We start from the raw sequence: 23,184 nt of genomic DNA, 5'->3' as shown, positions 1-23,184 counted from the left end.
TGACTCCAATAGTTATAACTTATTCAATTTGAATTCCCTCGGTAACCCATTTATGCAGTTTAATGTAATAACGGTATTGTTTCCAGAATTATCCGTTTTAGTTATAAAATCGGCCGGAAACGCGCTCCATTTACCTTCCAACGTTAGTGTAAGCGTTACTTGTTGGCTATAATTTCTAAACTTTCCTTTTGCATATTCAGGAAAATTCAAATCGGGTTGTACCGCACTCACGGTTATGGCATTTGCACCATCTTTCTTCACCATTATTAAAGCTGGTTGCGATACTTCTTTTAAAATTCCGCTATCTAAATTTGTATTAGCTTCAAAAACCACATAACCTGTTGTACTTGATTCTTTATCAGATACAATGTGTGCTATGTTATCGGCTCTTTCAATTTTAAACGAGTCCTCTTTTTTAATTTTTGAACTGAAATTCTTTTGGTTTTCTTCATCTAAAAACGGGTAGATAACATATTGATATGATGCATTTTTAGGTGCCAACCCATGATTAATCCAGGCGGTGGCATAGTCGCCCTCGGTTTCTTTGGCGCCTTTTCCTTTAGGGTTCATGGAACCTGTATTGATGGAATATTTATTGTGATACGACTGTTGCTTTTCCTTTTTAACTTGAACGGGCGTGTTTGAAAGGATATGGTAGCCGTTGCCATAAGGATCTATCAACCAACTTCCAGTTGCCGTATTGGGTTGTAATTCCGTTTGATAAGGGAATTTTTTTATGGTTTCAGAAGACGTGTATAAAGGAGCCTTGGTATCGGTTAGAAACGATTGAAAAATAGCTGTTTCAGTTGGATTTTTTTCGTCGATACTTGAAATTTCTGTACCTATGCAGATGAGCTTGTTTCCAAATGAAAACACCGATTTTTTGGCTTTCAATTTTCCGGGAAACCCTACATTTACCTCATTGCCTTCAGCATTAGAACCCTTACCCTCGTTTAGAACCATTCCGAAGATACCGTTCTCGCCCAATGATGTGCTTCCTGCGAAACTTTCGTTGGAGCGAAACATAATTAACGGCATTTTAGGTTCCAATTCCTTGAAGGGCAAATAAATAATGGTTGCCCCAGGATAGCGGTTCCAGTCCCATCCTTCTTGTTTAAAGCCACTGCCCGCTTCACTTTTGTCGTTTAATAACTGTATGGTGCCATTTGCCGGATACCTGCCATACCTGTTTTCATTCACATAAATCTCAGAAGCCCAAACATATTTGCTGTAACCTTTTATAAGGGCAGCCCAATTATCGCGCCTATGCACGGAAGTTGCCGCATAGGGAAATGTTTTGTACCCCGATAACCGTTCCTTTTGTATGCCATTCATTTGGGTAAAAAGGGTGGAATTAAGCAAATCATCCTTACCCCAAAGCCTTAAATAGGCAGCGGCCACATCTTGGTCTATTTTCGAGGTCCCTTCGGGGTTTCCTGCATTGGCCATTAGTAAAAATTCGTTTTTCAAAGGTTCTATACCACCATCTTCCAACGGATGACGACCAGAGTTACCAAAACCCCAGTTGTATAATTGGCTGTAAGCCCTTGTTGCCAAAAAAGCATTTTTAAAATTTTGGTGACCAGCCGTATCAATTCGAAAACGTGTACCGGCTAAGATATGTATCACTTTGGGCACCGTTTGGAAGGCTCCCAAACCATACGCAGGATAATGCCCGTTATGGTGCCATGCCGTACCATCTACCTTAAAGCCCCATTCCTCGTTTTGTTGTGCCAAGGTAACGGACATGTATTTTGAGTACGCCCGTAATAGTTCGGCCTGCATTTCTTGTTTTTCAAGCAAAAAAATAAGCATTAAATGGTAATACGACTGGGTGTTTAAATAATCGATGTTAACGTGAAATTGGCTTTCATCTTCTAAAAGCATGCCTAGATTGAACAACCAATGCAAACTTGAACCAACTTGGTTTAGCAAACCATTGTCGTACAGTAATTGACGCATGGTAAAAAATGCTTCGGTAATTTCCCTAACGTTGTAACCTATATGATGGCGCGTACCACCATTGGATCCCGCTTGCCAACCTTGATCGAGAAAATATTTTGTGCCGGTTAAAAACATTGTGGCCATTTCCTGTTTTTCAACAGGAGTGCCCCTGTCGTATAAGTTGGCAATCTTTTTTAAAAACTTTCCTAAATCCTGGATATCATTGGACGTTTTTGGCCCTTGCTGTTTTTCATTAAAATACTCCTGTTCTTCCCTAAAGGTTAAAGGCGGCCCAACCACTGTTTTACCGTTATCTTGGATGTTTAATTTCTGAAAACCTTCCTTTAACGAATTTATATAGACTTTATATTTCTTATCGATGGTTAAATCTTGGTCAATTTGAGCTTCAAACTTTTTTAAATCCATGCGAATGGCCATGGAAACCGGTTTTGGCTCCAATTTTTTGATGCGCTCGTAATTTGATATTAAGGGCATCCAATGATCATCGCCCAAATTTGTGCTGGATTTTATAAACGGTACAAGTTCATCAGGATATTGGTGCCTATCATCTTGATATTGTGAATAAGTAATATCATCAAAAAACAGTTTGCCACTTGGCAATGTGGTGCTTATCTTAAAATAATCGTAATCTATTTGTGTGCCTTTTTTTGGTGCATTTCCTTGCATTTCGTAAAAAGGTACCCAAATGCGTCGCCATCCGGTAAAACTTAAAGGCACATCAAACCACACTTGTTTAACCTTGTTTTTTTCAAATGAAATGCGAATGACACCTTCTTGGGGCGTTTCATTATAAAGGGACATTTGCAAGGTTGGACTTGCCGGAAAGTGTTCGCCATAAGCCAACGGACTTTCTTTTTGCGTTAAAATTTTAAAATGCGGGGTGCCTATGGTACTTGCGCCCGTCCATTCCCATTGCAATGAAGATTTACCATACCTTCTGTGGGCTTCACTTAACGATAATTTACCATTTTCTGCTTTATAGACCTCCAAAACCGACGGGAATTCAAAAGATTCTACAGCGGGTTTGTTGTTTTCTTGTGAAAAACCTAATGCGGAAATTAAAAAAAGCAGCACTAAACATGCTGATGATTTTTTTATAAGTAAATATGAATATCTCATAATGTTTTAGTAGATGTTACAATTAAAATGGAAAACACCCTATTCTTGTTTTCAAATTATTACATGGTTTTTTCCTCATACACCTCACAGCTTTTAAAAACCTGCGAGGTGTAAAAATGCATTAAATGTTATTTTTTCAACTCCAAATAGCGTTCCACCCAAGGATCTTTTTTTTCTTTTAACTTTTCCAAAAGTTGGTTGTGCAATGTTTTTTGCAATGATGCATTTTCACCTACCATATTATGCATTTGATAAGGGTCTTCCTGATTATCGTACATCATAATACGCTCTACATTTTTAGCATCTAAGGTAACCACATAAGTATAACGGGCTGTTCGTATCCCACGATGCCCCGATGCCGGTTGGCCAGCTTCAATAAAATAATACAATACAGAAGTTGGCTTATCGCCTTTGTTTTTAAGGATGAGGGATGATAAATCGGCTCCATCCAACTGCGATGGCATGCCTTTTTTTGCACCTAACATGTTTAAAATAGTGGGCATAACATCCACAGGACTTACCAATAAATCACTTTTTTGGCCTGCTTTGATTTTTTCTGGCCAACGAATGATGAAAGGTATATTTATGGCTTCCTCATACCAAATGTTTTTCGACATTAAGCCGTGGCTTCCCATCATGTCGCCATGATCGGAGGTAATAACAACAATGGTGTTTTTATCAAGTCCTTCTTCTTTTAAAGTATTTAATACACGACCAATTTCAAAATCGACCCCCGTGACCATCGCAAAATAATTACGCACATGTTCTTTTGCTAAATGGGTAAGTTTTCTGCTTGCACCTGCATGAAACGCCAAATCGTTAGCATCGGTTTCTAAATTAACATTCGGACGCACCAATAATTCATCCAAAGATTTATCCTTATAAGGTTCTAAATAGTTTTCTGGAACGTATTGATATGGTGGATGTGGCGGGTTTACCGACCAGAAAAGCGCAAATGGTTTATTTTTGCTTCTCGTTTTTTCCGAAGGGTTTTTTATGTAATCGATAATAACGTCGGCTTCATGTTTTGGCGACCATTCATTAACATAGGTTAGTTGATCTTCTTCCGCATCGTTTGTCCAATAATGTGGTGCATTATGATCATCAAATGCGCCATAAGAATACCAAAAATTAAAACCGTGACGCTGTTCCTTAGGGGTGTAAGCATCCCAAATAACAGAATCTTTTCCAGCAATGGGTGGTGGCGATGTTAAATGCAATTTCCCAACATATCCAGCATCGTACCCGTTTTCAACCAGCACATCGGAAAAACTCACATCGCTTTTTTGCCACGAATTATTGTATGGGTAGCGCAATGAATTCGCATTGGATAAAACCTTATTATGGTACGGTAATTTTCCCGTCATGAGCATACCGCGGTACGGACTGCATAAAGGAAAGCTGCTTATGGCGTTTGAAATAAGCATGCCCTCGTTTACCAATGCATCTAGATTTGGTGTAATAACCGGGTCTTGGTTGTTAATGCCTATGGCAGCATTTCTTAACTGATCGGGGAAAATAAACAATAAATTAGGTTTTTCCTGTTCAGGCTGTTCCTGAGCTACTTTTTGGGCGGTACTTACACAACCTAAGAAAAGCATCAGTACAAAAATGCCAGCGGGATATTTAAAGAGATAATTCACAACTAATTATAAGTTTATTTTATTTTTTTCTTCCATTTTTTTCAATCGATCTAGGGCTTCAATATAATAATAATCGGCATAAATTAAAGCCACATCAATTTCATGCCCTAACGATTTTGCGCCCGTAGAATGTAGCAAGAAGGAATCTGCCTTCCCTACGGCCGAATACTTTTCGGAACCTAAAGATTTCAGCATTTTTATGGCGGCGTTGTAATAGCGTTCTTGGTCTGCCCTATCTTCCACCAAAATACTTAAATCCAATAATGCAGAAGCTACAATGGCTGCGGCAGAGGCATCTTTTTCTTCCTTAGGGTCGTTGGCCACGTCAAAATCCCAACAAGGTACCATATCTTCTGGCAAAAGCGACAGATATTTATCGGTTATTTTCTGTGCAAAATCCAAAAACTTTTTGTCTTTTGTTTCTTTATAAACCATGGTATAACCGTAAACCCCCCAAGCTTGACCTCTGGACCAACGGCTATCATCGGCAAAGCCCTGTTTGGTGTTTCTGTTTAAAACAGCTCCCGTAATGGAGTCGTACTCTAAAACGTGCCACGAGGTATAGTCGGGCCTGAAATGGTTTTTCATGGTTGTTTCGGCATGTGTTACAGCAATGTCGTATAATTTTTTATCGCCACCATGTTTGGCTGCCCAAAACAACAACTCTAAATTTAACATATTATCGATGATGGTAATGTGTTGTTTCCAGCGGGGATGCATTTTATTGGACCACGAGCGTATGGTACCTACTTTTGGGTTAAAACGTGATGCCAGTGAATTTGCTGAAGTTAAAAGCACATCTTTATACTCTTTTTTGCCACCAATTTCATAGCCCAATCCGTAAGCGGGAAACATCATAAAACCGATGTCGTGATGTTCTGTAATATTTTTAAAATCCTCAAAAACCTCGGTGCGCTTAATGGCTTCGTCTTTCCAGCGCTCATTTCCGGTAACATCAAAGGCATACCATAAGATGCCTGGGTAAAAACCAGAGGTCCAGATAAGCTTGTGGTTGGTAACTTCTTGCCATTCGGTTTCATTGGTTTCTATGAGTCGGGGATGCTTGGTAAGATCGGTTAATTTAGGCACCGAAATTTCCAGTTGTTTTTCACAATCGTTTATTTGCTTGTTCAAATCAATGCTTGCTGCAGCTTCTGGAACAACCTTAGCAACTTCCTTTTCTTTTGAGTTTTTGCAACTTGTTGTGAACATTAAAAGACCTACTAAAAAAAGACTTTTAAAAATAAATGGTTGCTTGGGGTATGGATTCAAATCGTTACGCATCATAATAGTTGTTAATGTTGATATTTTTTATTCAATAATTAGTATTGTTCACTACAAAACAATGAAATAAAACGCAAGTTGAGGCGGTGTAGGCGTTCTATGGTAAGGGGGTAATTGACCTATTGTGGGTTTTTTATCTTAATAAAATATTAATTTGATTGTTTTTCAGTAATTCAACCATGACTTATAGAACACAACTTGTTGTATTAACAACTAATTCATTTGCCATGGTAACTTCCATTATAATCTGATATTCCATTTGATTTTAATATGCATCAACATAATGTATTCAATTAAAAAAGGTTGTTTCAATTTTTTAATATTAGTATTAAAAATTCTCAGCTAATTTAAATTTGAAAACTCCACTTTCAAGCTATTAAATTCACTTTGGGAATTTGAAATTTTGAGTAAGCTGAATTTCAAAAATATACGATAACCAAATAGCTACAACCACTTTTTTTGTATTAATAGTATAGCGGTTTTTTTAATATTTTTCCTAACAATACAAAAAATTATAAATAAGAAAACCGTCTCAATTCTAATTTTTGAGACGGCTTTTATTTAGCAAGTAAACGGGTATATTAATTACCCAAACTTGGTAATATATCCAATTCAGCTTGAGGTAGCGGCGAAAAATAAAATTCTTCTCCACCACTCGTTATCGGTAGAATATTATTTTTTATATCCACAGTCTCCACGGGCGATCTACGAGCGAAAGAAGCTGAAAGCGTTTCAGTTCTTACCAAATCGTGCATTCTTAAATATTCACCTGCAAATTCCCATTTTCTTTCTGCAAACGCCAAATCTGTTAACGTGCCATTAGCAGCTGTTAAAGTTGTGGTAGCACCCGCACGGTTTCTTACTCTGTTTAGTGCATTCCAAGCGGCTGGATCATTACCTCCAGATCGCCCTGTAGCTTCAGCATAATTTAGCAATACTTCTGCATAACGCATAAAATATATATTAAAATCGGCTATCGTGTTGTTTGATCCTGGCTCCGTTAAATCACCTCCCAAGACTTTACGAAATAAAGGGTGTGGATCAGACCATGTTTCCCAATTTGCTCCAATAGGAAAACTTGGTTTTCTTGGTATTTGTTCTAGAACGTAGGTATCGTTAAATCGCTTTTCTGTGCCGTTCGCAGTGGCATCTAACTGCATATCCTTAAAGAATGTTATTTCACTGAAAATCTCGTTCCATCCTCCAGCTTCAGCAGGCATTCCTAAACGACCCATGGTTCTATTACGCACGCCACAAGGTGTACAACTTACCAAAGTAAATACACTTTCATTCTGATTAAAACGATTTTTCTCTGTCCATAACGCTCTAAAATTACTAACCAATCCAAATCCGTAAGTACTTTCATTATCTATAACCTCTTTGGCTTTACTAGCCGCTAACGCATATTTAGAAGCATCCTTAATTGGGTACCCTCCCCAACTTAAATACAATCTAGACATAAAAGCTTTTGCGGTTCCTTTATTAGGTCTTGCGCCTACTACTGGAATACCAGGAAATACGTTAGGCAGTAATGTTTCTGCTTGTTTTAAATCGGACTCAATTTGAGTGTAAATATCAAGAAATGATGCTCTTGGCAGTAACTCATTTGAGTTTGAAACTAATTGTAATGGTACTCTACCATACGTTTTCGTTAAATGCATATAAGAAAATGCACGCATAAAATAAGCCTCTCCAATAAGTCGATCTACTTTTGCCTGATCGGTGCTAATAATATTAGCTTTAGCATCTATTGCTATATTGGCAAGCGTTATAACATTGTAACACGTGTTATAGGCCATTTGTATATTTTGTGTACCCGAAGTTTGTCGTCTCCAATCAGATTCTCTAAAAGCAATTTTATTAAGTCCACTATGTGAAGTAAGGTCATCACCTCCAAAAGCCGCTAGTTGAAATTGTGCCCATTGCGCGCCTCCTTCCATAAGATTTCTATACATGCCTGTTAAAACAGCTTCTAAAGCATCATCGGAAGTTAGAGCCGTTGGTGCTAATTGTACTTCACCTGGATTTTCATCAAGATTTGAACAGGATGTCATCATGACTACCGAAAGTACCATGATGCTTAGTTTGGTCCAAAAATTTATTTTTAAAATATTTCGTATCATCTTTATCTATTTTTTTTTATTAAAAACCTATGTTAACTCCAAAAGTGACTGTTCTTGGGTTTGGTAATGCACCTGCATCAAATGAAGCTGTGACATCAGAACTCGTTACGCCTACTGAAGAAACTTCGGGATCATACCCTTTATAGTCGGTAATAGTGAACAGGTTTTGTCCACTTACATATATTTTTACCGAATTTGCAAAACCTTTAACACTAGGAAGTGTATATCCTAATGATAGATTGCTTAATCTTATAAAACTTCCATCTTCAATATTTCTGGTGGAATTCAAATTATTATTTCCTGTTTTTGGACTAGCTGGGTCCAATACTTCTGCACTTGTAGGAACTGTAATGTTACCAGTTGCCAATCTAATAATTCCCAAAGTAGAATTAAGTACATCATAACCATGAACACCTCTAAACAAAAGGTTTAAATCCCAGTTTTTATAACTTAATGTATTGTTTAAACCCCAAGTAAAGTTTGGTGTACCATTACCTATAATACCTTGGTCGGTACTGTATTGTGCAGCACCATTGGCATCGGCCCCTAAATATTGATACCCGTAAAAATTACCTAATGGCTCTCCTACTTTAAGTAAAAACCAGTTGGATGATCCTCCAGCTGGATTAAAAGGTGCTGGTGTTACTATTTGATCGGGACCTCCAAGATCAACAACGTTATTTTTAACAAAAGACATGGTTAGGTCAGAGTTCCATTTAAAGTTTTCTGAATTAATTACCGTTGCTGATAAAGTAACATCTACACCCGTATTTTCAACTTCTCCAATGTTTGTTAAAATAGTACCACCGCCATTGGATGCTAAAACAGGTTTTTCTAACAATAAATCGACCGTGTTTTTCTTATACCAATCCAAGCTTAAATTTATGCGACCATTAGCCATTCTAAAATCTAAACCAGCATTAAATTGCTTCGTAGTTTCCCAAGTCAAATTTTCATCAACTAGACCACCAAAGCCCAAACCTATATTGAGCGCACTTCCGTTAAATGGAAAATTCATACCTGTTTCTAGTTCTTGGTAGGTTGAATATGGTGCAATATTTTGATTTCCTGTTTCCCCATAACCTGCCCTAAACTTTAGGCTGTTTAAAAACGAATCGTCTTTTAAAAACAAATTCCCAATGTTGTAACCAGCAGATACTGATGGGAAATAACCCGTTCTGTTTCCTTTTCGAAATCTTGACGATTCATCAACACGCATGGTTGCTGTTGCAAATAAATTATCTGCAAAATTAACTTCTGCTCTCACAACATAAGAATCGATAGCGCTTTTATTTTTATTAGCGTTTACGGTTTGATTTGAACCCAATTCAGCTAAATAAAACGCATCTTTCAATCCTGAAAAAATATAATTTGTAGAGTTAAAACCCGCAGATTTGAAAGTGGAGGATTGCAATTCGTAAATTCCAGTTAATTTTATATTCGTAGTTCCAAAGTCCTTATTCCAAGTTAAAATATTACTTAATTGGTAATCTTCCGTTCTTCGAGAGCCGAAATTAGCGGATGCCGGCAATATTATAGAACCATCAGGAATACCGTTAAACACTTCGCTATTAAGGATTTTCTGAGAGGACCCTGCTAACAAGGTAAAATTAAAATTATCATTAAAATTATACCCCAAAGTTAAATTTGTATTCAAATTGTTAGTAACATCATTGCCATCTCTTTCTTTTTGAACCGCAATTGGATTCACTAAAATAGAACCATAACTATTTTGTAAATTATAGGTACCGTCAGGGTTTATATAGTTTACCGCTGGATTCCATCCTAAAATAGCTTGTACTCCACCACGAACATCCTGGGCGCCTCGCGTTCCACCAGCAATTAAGTTGTGAGAATCTTCTTTAGATCCATAAATATTTAAACCCACAGTAAACTTATCGGTTATATCCACACTTAAATTACTACGCAAGGAATAACGTTGGTAATCGGTGTTAATAATAATACCTTCTTGGTTTACCATATTTCCAGAAATAAAATAATTTAAGCGCCCCTCTTTACCACTTGCTGTAACTTGTACATTATTGGTTATGGCAGGTCTAAAATATTCATCTTGATAATCGGCACCGCCATTCACTATGGTGGCCGCACCTCCAGCAAAGGCTACAAATTCTGATGGAGATAATAGATCATATTTTTTAGGAACTACGGACGACGATAAAAAATAATTAACATTTACTTGGGGCATTCCAGACTTTCCCCTTTTAGTTGTTACCATGATAACGCCATTAGATCCTCTTGAGCCATAAATAGCAGTCGCAGAAGCATCCTTTAACACATCGATACTTTGAATGTCGTTTGTGTTTAAACTTGCAAGATCGCCACCAATAATACCATCAATAACGACTAAAGGTTGGTTGTTTCCTGTAATGGAATTAGAACCACGGATACGGATTTTAATATCACCCCCTGGTGCTCCCGAATTTTTAGATACATTTACACCCGCAGTACGCGATTGCAACGCATCTTCAGCTCTTACCAATGGTTGATTTTCAAAATCTTTAGCACTTACGCTTGAAATAGAACCTGTAAGGTCGCTTTTACGCCTTGCGCCATAACCCACAACCACAACTTCATCCAAGGCTGCAGCATCTTCTACTAATTTAATAGCAATAGAAGTTCTGTTGTTAACTGCAACTTCTTGGGTCTTATAACCTACATAAGATACTACCAAAGTAGATTTTCCTGCAACAGACATATTAAAATTACCATCAAAATCTGTTGTAGATCCGTTAGATGTTCCCTTTTCCAAAATAGTAGCACCTGGTAATCCTATGCCTTCGGCATCTGTGACAATTCCATTTACTGTAATTGATGATTGTGCATTTAGAGACCCTGTACTAAGGCACATAGCTAACAGTAAAATTAAAAACCTCACAGCAGTTTTCAATTTACGCGACAAAAAATTTAATTTTTTTACCATTTGTTCTTGATTTAGTTAAAGTTTTAGTTGAAAAATAGAATATAATTTAAACGCCAATATTATGTTAAATCAGTTATTGGTGAGGGGGAGTATTCTATCCAATCTTAGGGGTGTTTTTTACTAATAAACCTTTTTTTTTGTAGGGTTCATTTTTTAAATAGAACTTCTCCTCAAACGGTACTTATAAATAGTTAGATTAAGAAAAGAATTTAGAGGTCTGTATATTTATAGCTGTTTATTTTACCATAAATTCACCGCCATATTTGAAAATAGTACGTTATCAACAATTTAATAACTGCAATAATAGTTTGAAATTATTTGAAAATAACACTATTATTAAGCACAATTTTATCAAATTTTATTAACTAAAACAGTGTTAAAAACTAGCAAGATTTGTTTATAAGTTTGTTTTAATATGTATAAAAAATTTACAAACTTAGTAAGGTCAGTTAGATGCATTATACGCGCATACTAAGACAAAATTATTATATTAATTTTTTAATTTTTTAAGCCAATGGCTATTAAATTTAAGGCGCAAGCCAGAAAGAATCCTCAGGATGTTAACCTACCTGAGAAGTACTATGCCGCTGCCATTGCAGATGGTGAAGTAGATATGGATACGCTCGCAGAGCAAATTTCGTATCAATGTACCGTAACCGAGTCCGATTGTTATGCGGTACTGCTCTCGTTGGAGCGCAACATTATTGATGCCTTAAAACAAGGGCGCATTGTTAAATTAGGGCGTTTGGGTAATTTTCAAGTGGGCTTAAGCTCAGAAGGTAGAGATACCGAACTGGCTGTTGATGCCAACGCGATTACCAAAACCCGTATTTTGTTTAGGCCTGGTAAACGTTTACGCAATTTGCTAAACGAATTAATTTTTAGAAAAGCGAGCTAGAACCCCGTTATTTACTAGGTTTAATAAGGTCTTGAGTGTTCTCACCACTCAGGGCCTTTTTTTTATGCCCTAAAATGAATAAATTTCATGCGGACGAAGCAATTGTTTGATGCTGATGAACCATTTCTTTGATGCTGATGACATGAAAACCTGATGCCGAGGGTGTTTTAACACGCCTTATTCAACGTTTTTTACAACTTTTACAACTTTTTAGAAACAGTTTTGCATAAAAAAAGCTCAAAAACAACAGCTAGAACCCCGTTTTTTGAGCTAAATTTAATAAGGTCTTGAGCGGTCTCACCCACTCAAATCGTAATTAAAACGCATTTAAAATGTATTAAAACGTTATTAATTGGTGTAAACTTACACAATAGCCCCGTGATTTACGCTTTTTTTATGTTAAAAATTATACGTTTTATCGTATTTTTTGGTGTTTGGTTTTGGGTTTTGGGTTGAAACGTCATTGCGCTGTAAACATGACCAAAGCAATCTGTTTTTTGGGTGTTGGTTTTGGGTACTAGGTTTTGGCTACGCAATATGTAATAGGGAGTGAGGCGCAAGGGAAGCCATCTAAAACCACGAAGCTACCTATTTTACAGGTTGACAAGAATTGAATTAAAAAAAAAGATTAACGAAGATAAATTGGTATTTTAGCGATTCAAATTTTTGAGATATTAAATGACTACAAAAACAGAAACAAAACAGTTTCAATATGAAATCCAAGCATACCAAGAGGACTGCGTAAATAACATTATCAATCTTTTTGAAAGCCTTCGCCAAAAACAAAATTTTTGTGATGTGCTTATTGCACACCAAAAAAATAACAAATACAAATTCCCAGTTCAAAACAACAATAACATTGATATCATGATGGAAACGGGAACGGGAAAAACCTTTACGTTTATCAAAACCATTTTTGAACTCAGTAAAAACTTCGGCTACAAAAAATTTATTGTTCTTATACCTACTGTCCCTATTCGTGAGGGTACAAAAACAAACTTAGAAGACACCAAAAATTACTTTAAGAGCTTTTACGCCAACGAAAAAGAAAAGGAAATTGAAACTTTTGTTTACGAAGGTGGCAATCTTTCTGCGGTAAAACAATTTATCGGCACTTCCCATTTGTCGGTTTTGGTTATGACACCAAGCTCATTTAATAGTAAGGACAATATTTTGAACCGTCCGTTAGAACGCGAGATGAACGCACCTGAATTATTTGTAGTTAATCAAGAACCGCCAAAATCGTATTTGGAATGTTTGAAACGCTTACGTCCGATTGTGATCATGGACGAACCGCACCGTTTTGAAGGCAATGCCTTTAAAACTTATTTTGAGGGATTTGAAAATTACTTTTTGCGTTTTGGAGCAACATTTCCAAAAAAGAAAGACAGTTTAGTTCTTTCAAATGTGGCTTACGTTTTAGACAGCATTTCTTCTTTCCGCCAAAACTTAGTTAAGAAAATTGTAGTTTATACGCAGGATGTCATTGAAAATACGGATACACTCATTGGCATAGAAAAAGTTGGCTCTAAAAATATAGCTCACGTAAGCACATTAACAAACGGAATTATTGCAAGACGAGAATTAGGTATTGGAGCTGTTTTCAACGGTAAAAACATTAAGAAAATAAACAAAGACACCATTGTTTTAGCGGATGACACCATTGAAAAGGTTGATTATTCTCTGTCAGACGAATCATTTCGGACAATGATTAAAGAAACCATCAAAATACATTTTGAAAAAGAAAAAACATTGTTTGAGCAAGGCGTAAAAGCACTCACTTTGTTTTTTATGGAAGCTGACACCAGTTTGTTTCGTGGCGAAAATCCGAAAGTCAAAAACATATTTGAAGAAGAATACAAAAAGCAATATAACGAAGTTGTAAGCAAACTTGACCAAACAAACGATTATTATAAATTTTTGCAAAACGATTTTGACAGCAACAACACCTTGCAGGTTCACAAGGGTTATTTTTCGGGCGATAAAGGGAATGCAGACGAAAAAGTAAAAGCAGGCGTTGATGAAATTTTAAGAGACAAAAAGAAACTACTCTCATTTGAAAGTCCTTCACGTTTCATTTTCTCCATTTGGGCTTTGCAAGAAGGTTGGGACAATCCGAATGTATTTACTATTTGCAAACTATCCAATCAAGGAAGCGACATATCAAAACTGCAACAAATTGGGCGTGGTTTGCGCATTTGCGTAAACCAAAACTTGCAACGATATACACTAAAAAATTTGAATTACGACCAAGAAGCTTTTTGGAAAATTAATAACCTTGACGTGGTTGTTTCCAGCAAAGAACAAGGCTTTGTAGAAGCCATTCAAAACGAGATTTTAAACAACTCATTCTTAATTTCTGAAACCTTTACGGAACAAGAACTTAAAAAAATACTCAAAGAAAAATCGGGGTTTGATGATGTAACTGTTCGAAATATTTTCAAAACACTTGATAACAAAGAAATAATTGTTTTTAAGGCTACGGTAGATGGCATTGATGTTTACGAAAAATCACCTGACTTCTCTGCCATTCTCAAAGTTCAAAATTTGCCCGAAGAACAAGTAAAAGCCATAGAAAGCTTGTTTGCAACTGATACAAAAACATATGTACAAGACGGTAATAAACCTACAAAGAAAAAGAAAGTTTTTATAAAAGGAACCCATTTGCAAGAGTTTCAAAATCTATGGAACGCAATCAACAAAAATGCTTTTTATGTTTTGGATACTTTGACCGAAGAACAAGAAAGCCAACTGATACAAAACATAAAAACGCAAATAGAAGCCGTAAATATTGAGAAAATTCTATTGCAGACCATTCGTGCAGAATTAAACGTGAACAAGATTGGCGAACAGGGAGCAATTTCAGAAAAGCTAACCGACACCGTTTCATATAAAAGCAAAGTTGATTATTTGGAATTGGTTCGCACTTTGTCCAACAACACCAAAACCCCTATTTCATTTGTGGTTAAGGTTTTCAATGCGTTGAGTGATGATTTCAAAACCAAAATGCTCTGCAACAATCCTGAACAGGCACAAAGAGAAATTTCCGAAATAATCAACAAGAACTTAATTGCTATGCTTAAAGCAAACATTAAGTATGACGGAATTAACGGAACAGGCTTGCCAAACGTATTCAAAACCGAAAAAGGAAAAACATACTTAGATACAGGAAGCATTGGCAAATTCCAAAAGGAAATTGCAGGCGATTTTTCTTTGAAAACTAAATGGGTATTTGAAGAAGTAATTGAATATGACAGTGATTTTGAATTGGAAATTGTGGAGCAAGACCCCGACATTGACAGTATTGAAATTTTCGGTAAACTGCCACGCCTGAAAATTAAAACACCATTGGGCGATTACAACCCCGATTTTTGCTATGCTATCAAAAGCACCGAAGGCAACAAAATATTTCTTGTAGTGGAAGCCAAAGGTTACAAATCGTCAACCGCAATTCCAGTAGATGAAAAAGGCAAGATTGATTTTGCCAAAAAGTATTTTGAGGCATTAGGCGAACACTACAAAGACCAAAACATTAAAATTTCATTTAAAGAACGTATCAATAAAACGCAATTAGCGGCATTGATAAAGTCTGAACCATGATTTTATCAAGATTAATAGATTTAACAAGATTAATTATGACAAAAGAAGAGCATGATAAAGTTACACACAATATTATAGGAAGTGCTATGGAAGTGCATCGCACTTTAGGAAATGGCTTTCAGGAGGTTGTTTATCAGCGTGCATTGTCTATTGAAATGAATTTACGAAACATAGAACACCAACGAGAATTTGAAATGCCTTTGTCTTATAAAGGCTTTAATATCGGAGGGAGAAGAGTTGACTTTTTGGTAATGGCTGAAATTTCAGTAGAAATCAAAGCCCTAATCAATTTAGATGATGTGCATTTGGCACAAGCTAAAAATTATTTAGAAGCATATAATTTAGAAACAGGCCTACTTATCAATTTTGGATCAAATAGCCTGCAATACAAAAGAATATTCAATAATAAATACAAACCTATTTCTAGATAATCGTTAAAATCTTACGAAAATCAAGGTTCAAACAATATTATGGCAGAACAAGAATTTATAAACGCAGGATATACCGTTGTTGGCACAGAAAACAACGAAAACAAATTGTTGAGTTTTCTGAAAGAGAACTACCCTAACGTAATCAGTGATACCGAGATAAATTTAGAAGAACTAAAAACCGTTTTGGGTTTGCCCATTGACGAAAAGGTAAACGGTTACGGTTTAAACTTTGTAGGCAGAAACTTTGCCCGGGCTAAATATGCTCAAAAAACAGAAAAGGAATTACGCCTAAATAACACGTTGAGCAAGAATATTGACACAACAGAAAATTTGGTGCTAAAAGGCGACAACCTCGACAGCTTAAAAATCCTGAAAAACCATTACAGCGGGAAAATCAAATGCATTTACATAGACCCTCCGTATAATACTGACAAAGATGAATTTGTTTATCCCGATAAGTTTGATAAAGAAGAAGCAGAAGTTTTGGGTTTGGCTAATTTGAGCGAAGGTGATTTTGCAAGAATGGATTTCAGTTTCAAATCCAAAAAGAGCCATAATGGTTGGTTGGCTTTTATGTATCCACGCCTTTTGTTGGCAAGAGATTTATTGAGTAAAGACGGCGTTATATTTATTAGCATTGATGATAATGAGCAAGCCAACTTAAAACTACTTTGTGATGATGTTTTTGGAGAGGAGAATTTTGTTGCGAATATTATCTGGGAGAAGAAATTTGCACCTTCAAATGATGCTAAATGGTTTTCAGATAACCACGACCACATACTAATCTATTCAAAAAGTAAAGAATTATTCAGACCTAATCTTCTTGAAAGAAATGAAGAAGCTTTGAATAGATATAAAAACCCCGACAATGATTCTCGTGGTGCATGGGTTTCTGGTGATATGACAGTTAAAACATACAATTCAAATTATGATTTTGAAATAACTACTCCTTCTGGTAGAAAAGTATCACCCCCAAAAGGAATATGCTGGAGATTTTCAAAGGAAAAAGTTGCAGAATTAATTTTAGAGAATAGAGTTTGGTTTGGAGCAAATGGTGATAATGTTCCAAGATTAAAGAGATTTCTTAATGAGGTAAAAGAAGGTATAACACCTTTAACAATATGGTATCACAAAGATGTCGCTCATAATCAAGAAGCTGCTCAAGAACTAAGAAAATTGTTTGAAGGTGAATTATATTTTGAAACTCCCAAACCTATTAGATTGATAAAAAGAATTATTCATTTAGCTTCAAAAGAAAATGAAATTGTTCTTGACTTCTTTGCAGGTTCAGGAACGACAGGTCATGCAGTAATGCAACTTAATGCCGAAGATGGTGGCAACCGTAAATTTATTTTATGCCAAATAGATGAACCTATTGACAAGAAAAAGCCAGCATACAAATTTTGTATAGATAACAAGCTACCGCCCGTAATTTCAAGCATTACCATTGAACGCCTGAAACGAGCAGGAGAAAAAATCAAAAATAGTCTGAACCGTGATTTACCTGATTCCCGTGATTCAAATGATTTGTTTTCGGATAATCAAGGCAATCAAACTAATCAAAACAATCATAGTTCAGACAACAATCAAAACAATCATAGTTTAGACATTGGTTTCAAAGTGTTTGACAGTGTAGAAGCGCCAAAACTGAAAGTTGACGACAAAGGGCAAATTTCATTTACTGAAAACCACACAGACGCTTTAAGTCGTATTTACAATATGATTTTTACGGTTGGTTTAGACGAGCCAACACAAGTTCCCGAAGAAGTAGTGAAAGATTGCATTTACAAAATCGGCAACCATTACTACATAACCAACAGCGAGAACATAACAAGCGATGATTTTTCAAACGCCATTAAAAACGGCAAAGTATTCATTGACGGTTGGACAGCGAGTTTGAACGGCACATTACAGAATTACAAAGAAGATGTGAAAATTGTGTTTTAAATTGTTACGCCCGTTATTGCTCGGGAAGCACGCGCGAAGCAATCTGTTTTTTTGGGTGTTGGGTGTTGGTTTTTGATTAAAATGGTTAATCAGGTTACACTTATGAGCAAAAAAAAACACCTTAAAGGTTTTTATATCTTTAAAGTGTTTTAAGAAAAATAGGTTGTTATTTTTAGTTCACTATTACTTTTTTAGTGGCCACACCACCATCTTTCGCTTCAATTTTAAGAATGTATAATCCTTTTGAAAAACCGCTTACAGGAATGGCTTTAGCAGTTGTGTTTGAATAAACCGTTTTGCCGATAACATTAATAAGACTTACGTTTTTGATAGCGATATTGGCTTCGGAACTAATATTCAAAACACCATTTGTTGGGTTTGGATAAATAGAGATGCCTTGGCTTAATACATTATCTTTTGTTGATAATGCTGAAGACTGCACAAAGAACTTTAAATCTGAGAAATAGAATGTACCATTTCTATTAGTAGCTCCCCAAGCACTACCAGAACCTTTATAACGTAAAGCAAGTGTAACCGTAGCATTATCATAGGCCGATAGATCTACAATTCCTTTAACATATTTAAGGCCATCAGCGGTTTGGGCAATTTTTCCAGAATGTAATGAAAGGGTTGTCCACGTTGTGGTTGCTGGATTTCCGGTATATGCCGTAGACACTAACATGGTTATGGTAGCAATATCCCCATCTCCGTAACGTCTTTCAGTCCAAAAAGAAGCATATCTATAAATATCTGTTGGCCCAATAAGTGCATTTCCAGTATCTGTTAGGTCTAAAGTTGTAAAAACCGCATAAGCATCAATTGGATAATTGGTATCAGAACTATTCCCTACCGTAGCAATGGCTCTTTGGTCTCTAGTTGTACCAACAGGTATTCTATTGGCAGGCCTATCGGTTGCAGGATTAAACAATCCGTCACTATCGGTTGCATCGGTAACATCATTTACACGCTTCATTATTTGATTTGTTGCTTGACCGCCATCGGCTACTGCAAAGGCTTCAAAACCTCTTCCTGTAGCATTTAAAAAATCTTCGTAATAAACTGTAGTTTGAGCAAATGCTGAGACACCTAAAATCGTTAGCATTAAAAAGAATAATTTTTGGGTAATTTTTTTCATAATAATTAAAATTTAAAAAGTTAGTATAATTCGTAGATAAAATTAATAATACGCTACAATAACCATACGGGGGTAGGCGTTCAAAAAAGCGGTGATATTGTTCTAAATAAAAAAACCTTAAAGCCGGTTTCTATAACAAAAACAGCTTTAAGATTTATAATTTGAGATGGGTTAAAATTATTTCACAAGCACCTTTTTAGTGATAGATTTGCCAGAATTGGTTTCAATACTTAAAAAATAAAATCCTTTTGAAAAGCCGGTTACGTTAATGGTTTTGGTGTTTTTTGAATATATAATTTTACCTGAAACATCTGTTAATACAACTTTTTTAATTTGAACATTCGGATTTGAAATCTTTATATTGAAAAGATTATTGGTAGGGTTTGGATATACTGAAACGCCATCCTCTTCCACGTTATTTTTTGAAATCGACAAAGGTGCCGATTGCACAAAAAATTGTAGGTCGGAGAAATAAAATGTGCCATTTCTATTCGATGGACTATAAGCACTTGCACTCCCTTGGTAACGCAGTGCCAATGTTACCGTGTTCCCATTTGCTCCATTGGCATAAGCCGTTAAGTCTATCACGCCTTTTACATAGGTTAGGCCATCGGCAGTTTCGGCCAATTTCCCAGAAAGCAGCGGAAGTACTGTCCATGAAGTCGTTACAGGATTACCGGTGTAATTTGTGGAAACCAATAAGGTTATGGTGGCAATATCGCCATCGCCATTGCGCCTTTCCGTCCAAAAGGATGCGTATTTATAAGTATCTGAAGCGTTTATAAGTGGGTTTGCCTCGGTTAAATCCAAGGTTGTAAAAACCGCATAGGCATCTATGGGAAAATTGGTAGTGGTATCGCTGCCATTTGTTGCAATGGCGCGTTGGGCATTGGCGCTTCCTTGTGGTATTCTATTTAAAGGTCTGTCAACAGCAGCATCAAATAGGTTGTTCGTATCGGCCGAATCGGGCACATCACTTACCCTATTTACAATGCTTGTAGGGGTGGGATGGCCACCGTCGTTTAATACATGTCTGGTAAACCCATTTGAACCTGCATCGTACCTAAAATCTTCATAAAAAACGATGGGGTAATGGGGGTTTACAAATCCAGAAGTTAACGAAATATCTACTGGCAATCCGTTTTTTGCTTCAATGGTCAATATGGTTTCCCCTGCATTTTTGGTAACGGTTACATTGCCACCACTACTTGCGGCTACGTTCCATTCGCCATTTAGGGTCATATCGATAGCAACCACTTGACTGTTACCATTGCTGCCACCAAATTTTAAATCGGGGCTCACCAGCGATAGGTTTAAATTACCCGCAGTTTGTTGCGCCATAACCAAACACGGTTTGTCATTGTTTTTAAGTGGTGTGGTTGTGCCATAGCTTCCTGCACTAAAAAGCACAAAGCCATACATATCGTTATATTTTACAATGTGAGCGTTCTGGTTTTTTTGAATGACTTCATAAAAAGCAGTCGCGTTAGTATCCATATTCGCACTAAAGGCCACCATATCGGTTGCGGTGGTTTGTGGAATGATTACATATTCGTAACCATCGTTACTTGGTGCTGTACCATGGCTGATGTATGCCGATGCAAAGTTGCCGTTGGTTAGCGTGCCATTTCCAGTTTCTGAAGGGGAATCTTGATTTTTTCTATCAACCACTATGGAATTGCCATTTTTCACAAAATAACCGGTACCTGCAGCATCCAGCAACCAATTGTTGGAAACGCCACTTAGTGTGTTGTTATACGGAAACGCAGTAACAGCTACATTGTTTTCGGTAGTTGGCAACGACGTACTGGTTAAATAATTTTGAAATAAGTTAGTGGTTATCAAGCCCGTGGCACTTTGGATATTGCTTCCTAAACAAATCAGTTTTCCATCAAAACAGAATACCGATTTTTTAAATTTGAAACTGGTATCGTGCGTTGGGGAGTTCTTTTTCTGTGCAAAATCCATCCCAAAAACACCGAAAGTGCCTTCTATTTTCTCGTCTATATAATAGTTATTTTTTGTACCGAAACGCAAACTTGCCGCAAAATTGGAATCGGTTAGTTCGTCCTGTCTGCTGGTCGCTGCCTTTAAGTCGTTCCATGATAATTGTTTGGTGGTAGCTCCGGGCGTTTTATTCCAGTCCCAACCATTAATATTTAATCTGGAATTGCCATAACCGCCTTTGTACAAAACTTCAATAGCACCATAGCTTTGGTACCTACCGTATCTGTTTTCGGTTGCATAAATCTCAGAACCATAAAAATACTTATTGAACCCTTTGATGTCGGCCACCCAATTATCTTGTCGGTAAACTCCCAAATTGGCAAAATTGACTTGCCAAAAGCCATTTGGTGAGGTTTCATTTCCATAGGAAACCGTTTGCGAATCGGCACCATAAACATAGTTGTATGCTTTAACCAAATCGGTATCCACAGGATTTGCAAGTCCTAAATTCTTCAATGCGTTTTTAATAGGTACGGCAGCAAAAGGGTTTCTGCCCGATAAAGCGTTGGGAATATCGCCACTCGCACCCACAACTCTTGCCAGTAATACTGATTTTTTAAAAACATCTCTTTTAACTGTTGAAACGGCAAATTGCCCTTCGGATAGGTACTTAACCGTTTCGGCCAAATTATTATATCCCGGAAACGCATACCCCGGATAATAGGTATTGTGGTGAAACCCGGTAAAGTCAATTTTCATGCCTTGCCCTTCTTTAGGGACCAATGTAAAAAAAGTTTCTACATACTGTTTGTAGCCTTTTAAATATTGCACTTTTTCGGCATCGGTTGATTTGTACAAACAGGCACCCAATCTGTATAATGCCCGTGTATTGGCATCGTCCATATTGCTGCTAGAGGCGGTAGGTTCCCAAATACCATCGAGTGCCGTGTACCATTCAACCATTTTTTGGGCCTCAACCCATAACCCTTCAGCTTCCAATTCGGTTTTCATCAAATGGATGGCAGATGGGATGTTTCTAAAAGAATACCCTATATGATGGATGGTTTCCATGGCACTTCCATCAGCATAACCCTGATCGAGCAAGTACCTAACGGTATTGATGAAATAGTTTTTACTGGTGGTGCTTGAAGTAAATTTATAATCTCTGGCGAAGGTTAGCAAATAATCTTCTACCGCTTGAACATTTTGGGCATTTGGATAGTCTTTTCCATAAATGGGATTGCCTTTTACAAGCCCCCCTACATAGGAAATATTTAGTGCGTTATATTTTGTTATAGCATTGGAAACCGCACTGGCACTGGGCGCACTTCCTATAATTGCGTTATCATAGGCTTGTTTGATGGCTGCTACATCGGATAGCTCTTGTGCTGTGGGCGTTACCAACGGAACGGTTTTTGGCAAGGATTGAAAATACATGACGTCGCCCCAATGTTCATCGTTATCCAAGGTGATAAACGGGAGCTGGTAGTCGGCGCTTCTCGAATCATTCCTGGCCATGGTATAATCGATGAAATCAAAAAAGAACGTTCCATTTCCAGAAGAAGGTGCCTTAATTTTCATGGTTGTAATGTTGGTGGTATTTTTAGTTCCGGACATCTCATACAGATAACTGGCCGAAGCTGCGCGCCATCCCGTAAAATTTAACTGCACATTGTAAAAGTATTGTAAAGTTCCTGAGCCATCATAAAACTCTACTTTTAAGGATTGGGGACTTATGGCAGCGGTGTTATAAACCCACATCCTAAACATGTTATAATTATAGTTGGTTACTTGCGATGGCACTAAGCCTTGGCTCTGTAAGTTACTAACGGTAATTACGGCGTTACTGGACCAATCCCACTTTAACGATTGGGTTCCCAATTTATAATGGTCGGCAGACGTGGACAGTGTGCCATTGGTAGTTGCCCAATGGGCTGGTGGCAATGCCGTTTCAAACGATTCGTCTTGGGCAGATAGATTAAAACACAACCCAATAAACAATACCAAGATAATGTGTCTGGTAAGCGTTTTTAAAAAATTATGTAACATTATTTTCATAATTAACGTTTTAAAATTGTGTTTTTATTTTATCAAAAAAATCCCCAATACCAATACATATTTTCAGTAACGGCTTGGGGATTTTATTTTTTT

General features: G+C 36.9%; 11 protein-coding genes. 4 read left to right on the top strand and 7 right to left on the bottom strand.

The window, feature by feature from the left end; genetic code table 11:
* Nucleotides 1–12 precede the first annotated feature (12 nt).
* The 5 genes from GQO80_RS08550 to GQO80_RS08530 all read right to left on the bottom strand — a co-directional run bounded on the left by GQO80_RS08550 (nt 13) and on the right by GQO80_RS08530 (nt 11,003).
* Complete coding sequence (locus tag GQO80_RS08550; protein WP_157207936.1) at nt 13–3,084, bottom strand: chondroitinase family polysaccharide lyase; 3,072 nt, start codon at nt 3,082–3,084, stop codon at nt 13–15.
* A gap of 128 nt (nt 3,085–3,212) precedes the next feature.
* A complete protein-coding gene (locus GQO80_RS08545) occupies nt 3,213–4,727 on the bottom strand; it encodes a sulfatase family protein (RefSeq protein ID WP_157207935.1) in 1,515 nt (504 codons plus the stop codon).
* Between the two features lie 6 nt (nt 4,728–4,733).
* Nucleotides 4,734–6,014, bottom strand: coding sequence for a glycoside hydrolase family 88 protein (locus tag GQO80_RS08540; RefSeq protein WP_198037744.1), 1,281 nt, complete (start codon nt 6,012–6,014; stop codon nt 4,734–4,736).
* A gap of 578 nt (nt 6,015–6,592) precedes the next feature.
* Nucleotides 6,593–8,134: a RagB/SusD family nutrient uptake outer membrane protein gene (locus GQO80_RS08535; RefSeq protein ID WP_157207934.1), complete on the bottom strand. Its 1,542-nt coding sequence runs from the start codon at nt 8,132–8,134 to the stop codon at nt 6,593–6,595.
* A 19-nt stretch (nt 8,135–8,153) separates the two neighbouring features.
* The gene (locus GQO80_RS08530) at nt 8,154–11,003 is read right to left on the bottom strand and encodes a SusC/RagA family TonB-linked outer membrane protein (RefSeq protein ID WP_198037743.1); all 2,850 of its coding nucleotides are present in this window, start codon (nt 11,001–11,003) and stop codon (nt 8,154–8,156) included.
* 586 nt (nt 11,004–11,589) lie between these two features.
* Here GQO80_RS08530 and GQO80_RS08525 point away from each other — a divergent pair.
* The 4 genes from GQO80_RS08525 to GQO80_RS08510 all read left to right on the top strand — a co-directional run bounded on the left by GQO80_RS08525 (nt 11,590) and on the right by GQO80_RS08510 (nt 17,951).
* Complete coding sequence (locus tag GQO80_RS08525; RefSeq protein ID WP_157207932.1) at nt 11,590–11,973, top strand: HU family DNA-binding protein; 384 nt, start codon at nt 11,590–11,592, stop codon at nt 11,971–11,973.
* A 678-nt stretch (nt 11,974–12,651) separates the two neighbouring features.
* Nucleotides 12,652–15,573 (top strand): restriction endonuclease, encoded by a 2,922-nt coding sequence (locus GQO80_RS08520; RefSeq protein ID WP_157207931.1) that lies wholly within the window; start codon nt 12,652–12,654, stop codon nt 15,571–15,573.
* A 35-nt stretch (nt 15,574–15,608) separates the two neighbouring features.
* Nucleotides 15,609–16,004 (top strand): GxxExxY protein, encoded by a 396-nt coding sequence (locus tag GQO80_RS08515; RefSeq protein ID WP_198037742.1) that lies wholly within the window; start codon nt 15,609–15,611, stop codon nt 16,002–16,004.
* Between the two features lie 39 nt (nt 16,005–16,043).
* Nucleotides 16,044–17,951 carry a site-specific DNA-methyltransferase gene (locus GQO80_RS08510; RefSeq protein WP_157207929.1) on the top strand — a complete coding sequence of 636 codons (1,908 nt, stop codon included), beginning with the start codon at nt 16,044–16,046 and terminating at the stop codon, nt 17,949–17,951.
* 172 nt (nt 17,952–18,123) lie between these two features.
* Here the strand turns inward: GQO80_RS08510 and GQO80_RS08505 are convergent, their stop codons facing one another.
* Nucleotides 18,124–19,086 (bottom strand): T9SS type A sorting domain-containing protein, encoded by a 963-nt coding sequence (locus tag GQO80_RS08505; RefSeq protein WP_157207928.1) that lies wholly within the window; start codon nt 19,084–19,086, stop codon nt 18,124–18,126.
* Between the two features lie 177 nt (nt 19,087–19,263).
* Entirely contained in the window at nt 19,264–23,091 is a 3,828-nt protein-coding gene (locus GQO80_RS08500; RefSeq protein WP_157207927.1) for a chondroitinase family polysaccharide lyase, read from the bottom strand.
* Nucleotides 23,092–23,184: the final 93 nt, after the last annotated feature.

Origin of the sequence: Mariniflexile maritimum (genome assembly GCF_009746565.1) — a bacterium.
GTDB lineage: Bacteria > Bacteroidota > Bacteroidia > Flavobacteriales > Flavobacteriaceae > Mariniflexile > Mariniflexile maritimum.
This window is presented reverse-complemented; position numbering and strand designations above follow the sequence as displayed.

Coding starts and splice junctions, on each gene's coding strand:
- GQO80_RS08500 (WP_157207927.1), bottom strand. CDS start 23,091: ATGAAAATAATGTTACATAATTTTTTAAAAACGCTTACCAGACACATT.
- GQO80_RS08530 (WP_198037743.1), bottom strand. CDS start 11,003: ATGTGCCTTAGTACAGGGTCTCTAAATGCACAATCATCAATTACAGTA.
- GQO80_RS08535 (WP_157207934.1), bottom strand. CDS start 8,134: ATGATACGAAATATTTTAAAAATAAATTTTTGGACCAAACTAAGCATC.
- GQO80_RS08515 (WP_198037742.1), top strand. CDS start 15,609: ATGACAAAAGAAGAGCATGATAAAGTTACACACAATATTATAGGAAGT.
- GQO80_RS08510 (WP_157207929.1), top strand. CDS start 16,044: ATGGCAGAACAAGAATTTATAAACGCAGGATATACCGTTGTTGGCACA.
- GQO80_RS08525 (WP_157207932.1), top strand. CDS start 11,590: ATGGCTATTAAATTTAAGGCGCAAGCCAGAAAGAATCCTCAGGATGTT.
- GQO80_RS08550 (WP_157207936.1), bottom strand. CDS start 3,084: ATGAGATATTCATATTTACTTATAAAAAAATCATCAGCATGTTTAGTG.
- GQO80_RS08540 (WP_198037744.1), bottom strand. CDS start 6,014: ATGATGCGTAACGATTTGAATCCATACCCCAAGCAACCATTTATTTTT.
- GQO80_RS08505 (WP_157207928.1), bottom strand. CDS start 19,086: ATGAAAAAAATTACCCAAAAATTATTCTTTTTAATGCTAACGATTTTA.
- GQO80_RS08520 (WP_157207931.1), top strand. CDS start 12,652: ATGACTACAAAAACAGAAACAAAACAGTTTCAATATGAAATCCAAGCA.